Origin of the sequence: Cytobacillus sp. Bac17, from assembly GCF_024519925.1 — a bacterium.
Lineage (GTDB): Bacteria > Bacillota > Bacilli > Bacillales > Cytobacillaceae > Cytobacillus > Cytobacillus pseudoceanisediminis.
The window spans coordinates 345,867-358,155 of sequence record NZ_JALJRC010000001.1; the positions used below are offsets into that span (position 1 = coordinate 345,867).

7 protein-coding genes, 1 pseudogene and 1 riboswitch are annotated in these 12,289 nt (G+C 39.8%); of the genes and pseudogenes, 1 reads left to right on the forward strand and 7 read right to left on the reverse strand.

Annotated features, from left to right (window positions below; all coding sequences use genetic code 11):
* Positions 1–20: 20 nt before the first annotated feature.
* Positions 21–127: riboswitch (SAM riboswitch) on the reverse strand.
* A gap of 73 nt (positions 128–200) precedes the next feature.
* The 5 genes from NR125_RS01750 to NR125_RS01770 all read right to left on the reverse strand — a co-directional run bounded on the left by NR125_RS01750 (position 201) and on the right by NR125_RS01770 (position 9,975).
* Positions 201–4,661, reverse strand: coding sequence for a coiled-coil domain-containing protein (locus NR125_RS01750; RefSeq protein WP_256814666.1), 4,461 nt, complete (start codon positions 4,659–4,661; stop codon positions 201–203).
* Positions 4,639–5,385, reverse strand: coding sequence for a DUF6063 family protein (locus tag NR125_RS01755; protein WP_034295673.1), 747 nt, complete (start codon positions 5,383–5,385; stop codon positions 4,639–4,641). Before NR125_RS01755 ends, NR125_RS01750 begins: the two co-directional genes overlap by 23 nt.
* Positions 5,385–6,896 carry a hypothetical protein gene (locus NR125_RS01760; RefSeq protein ID WP_226280715.1) on the reverse strand — a complete coding sequence of 504 codons (1,512 nt, stop codon included), beginning with the start codon at positions 6,894–6,896 and terminating at the stop codon, positions 5,385–5,387. Before NR125_RS01760 ends, NR125_RS01755 begins: the two co-directional genes overlap by 1 nt.
* Entirely contained in the window at positions 6,887–7,972 is a 1,086-nt protein-coding gene (locus NR125_RS01765; protein WP_009330525.1) for a Wadjet anti-phage system protein JetD domain-containing protein, read from the reverse strand. The genes NR125_RS01760 and NR125_RS01765 overlap by 10 nt, the downstream gene beginning before the upstream one ends.
* Positions 7,973–8,799: 827 nt before the next feature.
* Entirely contained in the window at positions 8,800–9,975 is a 1,176-nt protein-coding gene (locus tag NR125_RS01770; RefSeq protein ID WP_071156522.1) for a styrene monooxygenase/indole monooxygenase family protein, read from the reverse strand.
* Between the two features lie 709 nt (positions 9,976–10,684).
* On the opposite strand from NR125_RS01770, the pseudogene NR125_RS29865 reads away from it, so the two are divergent.
* Positions 10,685–10,880, forward strand: a pseudogene (locus NR125_RS29865) (toxin C-terminal domain-containing protein); the annotation flags it as partial.
* 426 nt (positions 10,881–11,306) lie between these two features.
* Here the strand turns inward: NR125_RS29865 and NR125_RS01780 are convergent.
* Both NR125_RS01780 and NR125_RS01785 read right to left on the reverse strand, forming a co-directional pair.
* Positions 11,307–11,678, reverse strand: a complete 372-nt coding sequence (locus tag NR125_RS01780) for a DUF5367 family protein (RefSeq protein ID WP_019381974.1) — start codon at positions 11,676–11,678, stop codon at positions 11,307–11,309.
* Between the two features lie 106 nt (positions 11,679–11,784).
* The gene (locus NR125_RS01785) at positions 11,785–12,267 is read right to left on the reverse strand and encodes an AraC family transcriptional regulator (RefSeq protein ID WP_256814668.1); all 483 of its coding nucleotides are present in this window, start codon (positions 12,265–12,267) and stop codon (positions 11,785–11,787) included.
* Positions 12,268–12,289: the final 22 nt, after the last annotated feature.

A 12,289-nucleotide genomic window follows, 5' to 3' on the forward strand; every position in this document is an offset into this window, starting at 1 on the left:
CCTTTATTATCAAAAACGACCTCTTATCTCCCAGAGCGTCAACTCTGTTGGAATTAGCACCTTCCTGACATAATCAGGGGTTGCTGAGGCTTCGCAGGGCCAGTCCCTCCACCTCTCTGGATAAGAATTTGTATAAAATATTATTTTCAACCAAGTATTGCATATTTTTTGCAAGATGGCAATACTTTAATTCTTTTAATCTAATGAACTGCTTCCTCTCCCTGATAAATTCGAAATGCCGGTACAATCGTATCCGACACAATCTCTTTCCCTTTTTCCCGGATGAAATCCAATTTATAGTACGCATCAAACCTCTGGCTGATCTCTGTTTTTACCAACTCAGGCGGAGTAACGACGATGAATTGAAACTTCAGCTTATCAGCTACAGCGAAAATCGGGTCAAGCACATGGGCAGAAGCCGCTTGTCCGAACGGATTATCACAGACTAACGGAACCCAGCTTTGATCAGTTTCACTCTTAACCGAAAGAAGCATCATCATCATGACCATGCGGGCAGATAACTTTTGGCCGCCGCTGCCATCCGATTTAGTCTTTGAACCCTGGTTGATCGTCTGCCAGGTTGAATAATGCTCACGCTGCGGTTTTCCATACATGAAGGCATTATCAGTACGCATATTATATACCAGCAGTTCCGGGTAACGATTCCTGAGGGAGACAAATAAAATCTGCTCATCACTGATGAGCTGTTTGATTTCCTGATCCAGCTCCAGATTATGGTCATCAATCATCTCGAATCGTTTCGTAATTTTGTTAATGGCCGAAACAAAATGCTGTTTCAGTAAAGGTTCAATATCTTCCGCTTTTTTAGGCAGGATGTCTTCTTTGAGCTGGACGAGCGGGAAAGACCCTCGTTCATTCTTCAGCTTCATTTTCGCAATCATCGAGCGAATCGCTTCCGAAATACTCATCACCTTCATACTCGCACGGCTTGCCCAGAAGTTTTGCGCCTTTTCTGCCCGTTCTTTATCGCGTTCCAGCTGCTCTAAGCCGCTCTGTGAGAAGCGCTTCATGTTTTGGACAACACTTTGAATATGTGCGTAATGCCTTGTATCCATATGATCAAGCGTAGTTAAGACTTCATTCTTAAAGCGGATCTCCCAATCCTTGCCTTCAATATTGAGTTTTAAATTGCGCAGGGATTGTTCAATTTTTGCGTGCTTCTCCTGGCCTTCATCCTGGATACCCTGATGTTTTTCACTCCAGGAAATGATGCTTTGCTTTCCCTGGCTCTTTATTTTTTCAATATCTTCATCCGTAAAAGCTGCTGCTTCCTCTTTAAGGATTACGGATAGATGCAATTGATTGTTTTCAAATTCAGCAATGTTTTGCTCCGTCTCTTTTTTGCGCTCTTCCGTTTTCTTAATTTCTGCATTCGTCTGTTTGGTCTGGTCTGTAATCTCAACCGTCTTCACTTCCAGATCAAGTTCTTCCCATTCTTCAGGCTGTTTATCATGCTTGGCCACTTTTTTAACAGTCTTATCACGCTGCGCCTTCGCATGCTTTAAAGAAGTGTCAGCAACTGTTACAGTTGTTCCCTGCTCTCGCTCTTCTTTCTCTGCTGCCTTTGTTTCCTTTGCAGCTGTTTGAACCATCTTTTCCAAAATACTCATAGGTTCATCCGGTACAGACGCATCCTTCCACTCTTCGTTAAGAGCATGAAGTTTTTTCTCCAGCTTCTTTTGCTGTTTTTGCTCCGATTCTCTTGTCGCCTGGATCGCCAGCAATTCACTGGCTTGTTCTTCTTTTGATTTTTGCAGCTGTTTAAGCTCCTCAATGCTTCCAATGATTTCTTCCAGCATATGCGATGATAATCGCGGAACCTCTTCAGAAGCTTCTGCTTTCTCAGCGGCTGGAAAAACCGCACCATCAATAAAGAAGCTAATCTCCTTAATATTTTGCTCAGCTGATAGCTTCCATTCCAAGTACGTTTGGCTCCACTTTTCCTGCAGATCAATGATGGTCTGATGCTCGTTTGCAAGCTCTTTCTGTACACTTTCGAAAGCTTCCTTTTGTTTCTCTTTTTCCTGCTTTACCCGTTTATTTTCAAGGTGCAGCGACTTTTCACGATTAAAGCTTTCCAGAGACTCCACATCTTTAGATAGATTTTCAATCTTTTCCTTCGTCTTTTCAAGCTGATCTCTAAGTCCCAGCTGCCGTTCTTTTTCTTTTTCCTCCTGAACGATGATGGCCTGTAATTCGTTTTTCTTGGAAAGCAGGGCTTCTTTTTCCTGAAGCAGCGCTCTTTCAATATCACCGGCAAGGTCATTGGAAAGGAAACGGTCGATTTCTTTTAAAATGCGGCGGAGAGAACTCTCTGTTTGTTCCATTTCTAGAAGTGCATCTTTTTTTTCTTCTATTTCTTTGGCAATCTTAATTTTCCAGTTCGTGAACTGATTTTTATTTGTCAGAAGTTCCTTCTCCGTACCGGTGATCATCACAAACGTATTTTGCTGATTTTCGCCCGCCATTTCTTCCCTCATAAAAATCGGGACAGGGCTCTTAAACATTCTTCCTGCAAGGACCTGTTTATTCACTTTTTCCCATTGCGGCCTGCTGACCACTAAGCCGTAGGGCAGGAGCGGATGAGTGAGCATGTGGCTAGCCATTTCATCCGGTTTTAAAGATTGCAGAAATTGTGAGCCGTAGAACACATCTATCCCTGTTTTCTCATCAATCCATTCCTTCAGTTCCTTCACATCATTATTCGCAATCCAGAAATGCTCATCATTCAAAGCAAAATCCAGCTGCGTTTCCCAGAGCGCTTTCTTTATTTCTTCCCCTTGCTCACGATTTTGAACGAGGAGCTCTTCCACCTGCTGGGCATATTTGGATAAAAGAGCATTCGTGAACTGCGCTGAGACATCGTCAAGCACAACTTGCAGCTTATCGTACAGCTTCGCTTCTTTTCGATGCATCTCTTCACTTTTCATCTTTAACTCTTTACACTTCTCTTCAGAAAACTGAATGGATTGAGCAAGCGTACCATGCGCAGATGCTAGCTGATTTTGCTTTTCATTTGATTGTTTCTCTTTTGCCTGTAAATCTTCGAGAGCCTCTTTTTTGGATTCTATCTGCTTGTTAAGATTTTCGATAAATCCCTGTAAATCATAGGTTAAGCGATCACCGAATTCTTTGATAAGTTGTTCTTCTTTTGATTCAAATTCATGAATTTTAGTATAAAGAAAATCAATTTCCGTACGAAGCTGGGCAATCTCCCGGGTCTTTTGTTTATCCTGCTTTGACAGTTCGTTTGTTTTCTTCTTTAAAAACTTCTGATATCCGGAATAATGCTGAACGGCTTCCCTAATAGCTGCGGCGGATTTTTCCCAATGCTGTGCCGCTTCTTTTTTGATTTCATCCATTCTTTGATTCACTTGCTCCAGGCCGCTGTTTTGCTCAAGCTTCACAATCTGCTGGGAAAGAGCGCGGATGCTCTGTTCCCCTTCATGCCATTCTTTCAATAAAAGGTGAAAAGCCAGCTCATCTTTTCGCTCCTGCTTTTCTTTCACCGTTTCCTGCAGGATCGTATGCTTCTTCTGTTCTTCCCCTAGTTTCTTCTCCCAATCCAGCACTTCCCGGTGAGCTTTTGCATACTCAAGGTTATCTTTCTGAAAGCGCAGTTCCACTTGCTTGCCCGTTAATTTTTCGATTTCCTTTTCCAGCTCAATGAGTGTTTCTTCTTCCGTTTTCTTCAAATGCTCCAAAGCACCAAGCAGCTGTCTCCCGACCTTAATGCTGTCTTCAACAATTTCTTTATGCTTGATGCCCTTTGCCAGACTCTCTTCAAATGGAATAATATCTTCCAGGAACTCTTTATGAGCCTGCTCTCTTTTGAGCAAAACAGGCAGGTCCTTTGCAATACTTGCCTGACTCTTAAAAATCTCCACCAGATCGTTCTTCTGATGCTCCGTTCGGTGCAGGATCTGACTGACTGTAGGAATAATCCGCTTTTGGAACAGGGAATGATCATCCTCAGCGCCTTCAAAAAACTTTCCAACGCCGCCTTCATCCTTGTTAATGTCTTTCATAATATCCCAGTCTTTGCGGTTAATGCCGTATGTATCAAGGATGCGGTAGTGCTTCTTTGTATCGCGGTAGACATCATAGCCATTCCATTTTAAATAATCCTTCAGGCCTTCCGTATCAGCCAGTTCACCATCTTCATAGAGCGGAATATGTTCAAGGGATGCTTCTTCTTTCCGTTCAAACTCCCTTGTATAAAACGTAATATTCGGGACAATTTTTGCTTCCTGTTCAAGTGTTTTGGCTTCTCCGCCTTCTTCGTTCATGGAAATCCGCTGTTCTGCTGAAAACATTCCGCCCGTCACCAAATGCCTGCAATCAGCCCCGTCGAGCTCCCATTGCATAAGAACATGAAAGGTATAAGGAATGAATTGCTCTTTATTATTAAAAAAGAATTGCTGATAATAGCGATTATTCTGCTTTCCCCAAGAAGTTCCTGGCTTAAGAATCTGGAAAATGGTCTGCAGGAAAACCCCTTTCCCTCCTCCATTCATCATGGAAATAAGGCCATTTGTGGAGGTATCTTCATTATGGAAGTTAAATGTTGTATCCTTGTATTGCTTTTGCATGCCATCATATTTCAGGCCGGCAATTCTAATTCGATGGATTTTCGGCATGCTGATCCTCCTCTGTCGTCATTAATTCCTTGAACATTTCATAACGGTCATAATCATGATACAAATATTCAATCCGCTCAAATAATTCCTGTTTCGGAATCGCCTTTGGAATATCCTCCCGATCGAGAATGACGATAAGTCCTTCTGTCTCCAAAAGACGCATACTGCTTGCAATCAAACCGATACGCGTCCGGCGATTGGCTTTCTTAGATCCATAATCATCGGTGTCGACCTCCATGTATTTCCATGTTGTCACAACATCCTTCATATCAATTTTTTCCTCTTCTCCAAAATCCTGCTTTACCTTAAGTATGCTATCCCAATTCATGATGACATCATTGACTTGCCGTTCCAGGGTATAGAAGCTAATCCCTTCACGCTTCGTACGGATTTTAGCCGCCTGGCTGCGGTCGATGCTTGCCAGGAATGCCATAATGACTACGCTCATCAGGTGAAAATGTTTCTTCGTTTCAACCTGCTTATGCCTATCCTTCATATGAGTAAAATTTGTAGCAAAAACAGAGCCGGTCGGCTGCACGACGAGCTGAATCCGTTTTGGCGATTCAATGATAAAGGTGCCGGATTCGTCTGCCAATAAAAGTACCGTCTGTCTTACATCAGGATCGAAATACGCCTGAAAGTGCTCGCTGTTTTCGTCGATGACTTTGTCTTTTAAAAGCGTAAAATAAACCGCTGATGCTTTCTTGATACTATCTGCACTCATCATTTCTCCTCCTGTACACAAATTTTAAACGGAGTGATTTTCATTTGATACCAGAGGAAGGGTTCAGCCCGATGATCAAATTCGGTATAAATTTTCAAGCCTTCAAACACCTGGAATTGCGGGTATTCCTGCATCAGTTTATAGAGGAGAATCTCCCGTTCATCACTTAATGACTCTTCTTTCCGATGCAGCACCTGAACCTTCAGCGGTTTTTTATCAAACATCATCCATAAATCAATCGTTTCCGATTCTTCAAACCATAAATCCTGGACTTCGAGCGGCAATGTCGTTAAATCAGCCAAGGAAAACTCTCCGTATGTCTGCAAATATTGAAACACATAGCTCCAGGCCTTGATGACAGAATCCCAGTTCGTTACCCTCTGATGGATAATGCTTTCCTCTTGCGCTTCTTCCTCCATTACCTCTGTCAGCTGCTTTTCATCAAATTCCTGCTCTCCCCAAATCCAGTCCAAAGGTAAGATAAATTCATTCCTTGGCGAAAATAAAGGACCTAATACTTTTTCAACTCTATCGAATGAAGAAAACCCTTCTTTCATGAACCAGTTCTCATAAATATGTTCCCTGAATGAAACAAGGCTCGTTTCCCAAAACAGGGATGGGTTTTCCGCTTTCAGCTTCATTTCATAAGAGATATTTTGAATCACAAGCTTTGCGAAACGGTCATGCAGCTGCCTTGTATGGCCGATCTTTTCCTGGAGAAGGATCAATTCTTTTTGAATAAGATCATCTTCCTCATTTCTTCGTTTCGTTTTCTCAATCATGCTGCTGATGGTGCGGAAGTGATTCTTCTCTTCTTCGAACTGCTTTTCAATTTCCGCACGGTTATCAGCCCTTTGCATTTCTTCTTCCATCAATAAGATTTTGGGATTATTGATCATTTCTTTTTGAAAGGAAAATTCTTTTGCCATTAAGCGGTTAACCCGTGAAATGAGGTGATCGAGGTTTCGAGTAGCTTTGCGGAAATTACCGTTTTTTATCAGCTGCATACTATAAAGCTGTTCAATGGTGATCGAGAATTCCTCTGCCATTTCCCTGCTCATGAAAATCATCTCCTGTGAGACATCGGTGAGCTTGTAGACAATGGATCCGCCTATCTCCAGGTTCGTATATAATTCATCCATCGTCACATAGCGGAAAACCTGAGTCTCCCATGATTGCCTGATTTCATCGTAATATAGGGCTTCAAAAGGTCTGCTGTACTCTTCTTTCCCCTGATACAGAAGCCCGCTTGTGATCCGTTCAACCTGCTTCTCATCGGCCAAAAGCTTCATTTGCTTAATTGAATCTTCGACCATATACTTAATATCCGATTTTCTCCGATGATCATCATCATTCAATTCCCGATAAAAAATGGTAAGGAGCACCTGCATCAGAATCGTTTGGATATGAGGCTTCAGCTCTCCGACTTCCATTCCTCTCCCAAGCTCAAACAGCGGGTTCAATCGCTGCATCCGCTGGGCGAATCCTTCCCATGATTCGTTCACATCCATCTCCTCCATGTTTCAATTGTTAAGACTTCCTGAGGAATCCGTTTTTTTTCCTGCCATAATTGCATTAAGAGTTCCTGCTCTTCTTCCGTAAACCACCTGAAGAACGCATCTCGGTATTTAAGATTTTGAAGCTGGCCAGATTTCTGTTCATTTCTTTGATCCAGACATTCAAGCATTTTACGATAAATCTTTAATGCAGGCTGAATGCAGCAATCCGGGTATTTTTCAATCAGCCGGGTCATGATCCCGTATCCTGCCGCATCAAGATCTCCTGCATAGTAGAGGAGATACGATTTAGCCGGAAAAATTTTAAAGAAAAACGAAAAGCTCCGTTCAATTTTAGTGCCTTCCCCATAAATGATGAGTTCCGGCTCATAATCAAGCAGATCACTTTCCAATAATTGAATGGAAGTATGAAAGAATGATAGTTTCTCGACAATCAGCACTCTCTGAATATCTTTGATTTCTTTTCCCTGCTTCATCCAAAATACAAAAGGCTCCCCGTATTTCACTACTTTCAGCTGCTCTTCAGATACGCCAATTCGGGCTAAAAAGCCTTTTCCATCAGGAAAACTGACCCCGTCATGCAGGAATTCTTCATGGCCGAACAGCTCCAGGCTTCGTTCTTCTAGTGAAACGACTTCCCGTTCACCGCTGGATTGGAGAAAACCATATAAACTCTGAATACGGCTCCATTCCTCTTTCGTCTGCCATTCCGGGTGCCTTTCATAAAATGAAAAATCAAACAGATCACTCAGCTTCATCATCCCGAGCCGGTCCCATTTGTCGGCTTGAGCCTTCACATTAACCCAGTAATATAAAGGCAAAGACGGTGTTTTCCCATTGTGTTGATTATTATGTATAGGAGTCAGCTGCCCTTCATCTTGCAATGATTGAATGGCTTCATAAAACAGCGAATAACCATCCATTTCGTAATAATCATCCAGCAATTTTCGCAGCTGAAATTCTAAATCGTTTATGTTTAACTTCTTCTTTTGCTTCGGGTGCTGAATATCTTCAATGAAACTTCTCACCCTTGTTTCGATGATGTTGATTTTTTTCACCTTCTTAAACATCTTGGGGTCAATAGAGACCACTATTATCCATGAGGACATCATTTTTATTATAAACTAGTTGAGGAATTGATGGTAATTGGATTTTAAAATGGATGGTAGTAATTAGGTGCTTGCCCCACACTTGTTAACGTATAAATTAACAGAGGGCATGCACCTTTTTGGTAATCCTATTTGAGTTTGGAAGAGACGAAGAGGACAACTTATAAAGATAGTCTTTAGCACATTTTACTAAGGTTTGAAATAGTGTCTTTTTGAATGCTATTTTATCGTAAAAAACAATTTTTACGAAATGTAGTTTCACTCAACAGACCATACTAGGTCCAGCATACAAAGTTGATTGTTTTATAGGTTTATTAATATTATATTTCGTTAGAAATCCCTGAACTGCTTGAAAAAACCATTTTGGAGCGTTTGGGTGTATGTAAATTTCATCAATTAACCGATTTAGATTTACAGATAATCCGGCACCCTCTTCTTTGATAGATTCATATATCGCCAAATCGAAGAATTTCCACCACTCACGCTGTTTTCTACTGAAGATGGTAGTTATGCAAGGACATCAAGGGTTGTTCGTAGGGTTTTAAATATTTTATAGTCATAAAAAGTATGGCTACCAATCCGTTCTTATGTCGGTAATTATAAGGGAGATCTAAGGAAATGTCCGTTTCCAACAGTTGGATATAGATATTTAATATACCTTTTTTTCCTTCATGTATTGAACCAGCTATTTATAATAGCCTGGTTCTTTCTTCATTTTGGGATTATTAGTAGAAATGGGAGCTGCCATATCCTCAAAAAGAAATTAGGTTTTTTATTTTGTTCTGTTCTTAATGTAGTGGTTGAAAAAAAGCTTCATAAGCTTTTCGTGGATTTGCAAACCATTCTGCAACTTCATCTGCGATCTTTTGATTTTCTGCTCCCGATAACAGGGTTTGAACAACATGCTCAGGCAGTACCTGAGTCATTGCATTTGTCCATGCTGTTACTTCTTTTACAAATGTTTTTGTACGATTCCAATATGTCTCTCCAAGTTGGATGTCCCATTTTGAATTTCTATATTGAATCAAAGTCTCATACAATTGTTCAGCACAATGGGAAGAAAGATTACAGCCTTGGCCAGTAATCGGATCATTAAGAAAAACACTATCTCCACAACCAACTATTAGTTTGTTTTTAAACGTTACGTAAGGTTTTCTAATTACAGGCTTAATGGCAACCTTGAGGAAGCCATTTTCATCGGAAAGAGCAAAGATATCTTGTTCGATACGTTCATGGATATCTTGGAAATATTTTTTTGTTACATTTTTCATTTGATTTGTAAATTCTTTTTCGTGCTTAATTTCTTTAAATACATCTAACTCTCTGTCTGGAATTGCCATAATGAACAATATAGTAACAGGCCCTTGTTCTGTGATTGCAGGAATCTCAAACATTTCACCTATTTCAGGCAGAACTGTTACGCTTATACCAAGAGGATGAACTGGCTTCACCCCCAAAAAATAACCAACGATGCATTTTCGTTGAGGCACTTGGAAGGGAGAAAACTCCTTTTCAATAGGAAATGAAAAGAGAGGGCCCGATTTTCCAGTACAATCAATTATTAAATCAAACTCATCTACCAAACTTTCTACCCGTTGTTTATTTACTCTTAAAAGTCGAAAAGAGACACCCTTGCTTTCAAGATCCTTCAAACAGTGTGAAAAGTAGAAACGCTGGTCAACAGATAATGCTGGCTCTTTTAGCTTTCCAACAAATAGTTTTTGATTACCAATTGTCATATGGATACTTTTGAGAAGAGTTTTATCTTCCCACTTTGGCATTTTAAAGCGATTTTCACGGGTTCTTGTTGATCCAAAGTGTACTTGGGTAGACAAAATTCGTCCATTTCGGATCTTATCCGAAGAGTTTGAGTGAATTACAGTCACATCAAATTCTTCTTTAAGAGAATAAGCCAGCTGTAAACCTGCTGTGCCACTGCCTATAATACATATTTTCTTTCTCAAGATTCTCTCCCCTTTGTTATTTGGTAGCCGTAAAGATAGTATAATAGCATTGTTAATTTTCTGACTTTTATAGTCTAAATAAAACACAGAGTGATGTAAATGCGACGATTTATTTAATTTCCAGATTTATGATGTCTAAGTCAACGATCGCTTTTTCCGCAATCTGGCCCGATTGCAGAATAAAAAATTCCTGTATATCAATACAGGAATTTTAACCAATCTTTTTTATAGATTATCGAACTTTATTTTAAATCAACAGCTGATCAAAAGATTAGCTTAAATGGTATTTATGCCACTATCAGTTCTGTAAACGATGGCTGCCTGTTTTTTATTTCTTCAAGTCCTAATAAGAACAGTATATTTTGTTTGATTATATTTAGTGTGGACATTGATTCAGGAGCATTGATCCGCTCGCCATTTGGAAGATTTATTTTGTTACCCCCTTCCCTCTTTCTTGCATTAAGAAAGCTTGTGGAGTCTGCAAAGAATAGATTAAACTCCAGGAGCATTTCGTCTGCTAAGCTTAATCCATGAAAACAAACATTAGTGAGTCTCTTCGTGACTTATCGAGTTTATCTCTAACAATATGTTTGCTTCTTAGGAAAGGTACACAACAGCCTAATCCTAGCTTTTATCGCTAAACAGATATTAAAGGCTGCAATAAATATGGAAAAACAACTTTAAACCAAACTTCTTATAGATGAATGAATCTGCTGCCAAGGCTGTTGCTAAAGAATTAGTTTATTCCGAAGTAAAAGGTCAATACTCACACGGAGCTAGGATTTATTTAATGGGAAAAGGTATTTAGTAGTAAAGATGCTCATATAGGGGGAGCGTGGAAGGACCCAACCACAATCAAAAACCCCGGAAGTAAAAAGACTAGGTCAGGCACCTATGATATTGAAAAGTTGCTGCGTATTTTGCAGAAAAAGCATATGAAAAGGCAAAGAAAGATGGTTCTAGGCATCAAATCACTCAACGCAGTCGACATCAACTAAATCCTCCTTAGATAAAACAGGGAAGCCATTATCATCTAAAGATTTAAAAGATAGTAAAGGTGTAAAGCAGCGAAGATATTATGATAAAAATGGAAAAGCGGACTTAGATATTGATTAACGTCATGCCGGAAATTTTAAATTCAAAATATCTAATTTTAAAAATTAAATTTAGTATTTTTTTGCTAACAAAAAACGCGGAGCCTATGCTGTCCGCGCTTTTTAAAAACAAACGTATGTGATTACCGTTCTTCATAATATCATGAGAAAAGATCAATGATTTGTAACTAAAAAGATCTCCAAATTTTAGCCCCTTTTTATCAAGGACCTCACATATCATTTGTTATTATTTTTTATTGAAAATCCAGTTATTAATATCAGACTGTACGCCCAAAGCAGCCAGGAAGCGAATAAAGGAAGAGAATCATTAGTTAAATTCGGAAACACTTTTGCAAAATAAATAATGCTTAATATATCCAGCAGCATTCCTGGGAGAGCAATTTGCACAGCTGCCTTTAAACGTTCTGTTTCTGGAATTTCCCTAAAATAATAGTAAGGATAGGTTGCAATTATAATCAAAGGAATCGCCAGAATAAAAATCGAGAGGACTAAAAATACCTGTCCAGGGATTAAAAAAGTTTGTCCAAATAAACGGAATAATATAGTTGCTGACATCCATAATAAAAAGCCCCATGCAAAGTTAATCATAAAATACACCTCCTGCAAGATGTGCTTTATTATTCGCTGGAAATCGTTTACCTCCTGCTAATAATTGGTGAATTTTATGTAAAGATCCTTCAGGTGTTACCCTGCATCAGGAAATTCTTTTTCTGACTGGTACATATAAATCAACCTTACATTTCCCCTCTTCATCTTCAGCGGGATTATTCAAATTAAACTCAAGGTTGTGCCGATCGTAATCCGGTTCATATTCGCTATTTGGCAGCCATTCCCCAAACATGTATTGATAGGCACCATTCAATTTATCAGGGATATCATAGAAACGATACAGAGCATAATTTCCGCCAGGGAGCTTTCTAAATTTCACTTTTTGATGTTTTTCTTTATCAAAACCCTCAGGAATGGTAACACAGGCATCGTGGCGGCAATCCTTGCTTTCCACCAGTTCAGGATTATCCAATGAAATGCCGATAAAAGATTGCTTCGGCGGCATCAGCCCATTGGTGTTTGCCCAGCTAATCAAATCTCCCCAATGATCCTGCAGTTCAAAATAACTTCCGGCACGCCTGATAAATGCAACTTCAGTTTGTGGTAATTCCATTACAATGATATTCATTTTCACATCTCCTTCATGGAAG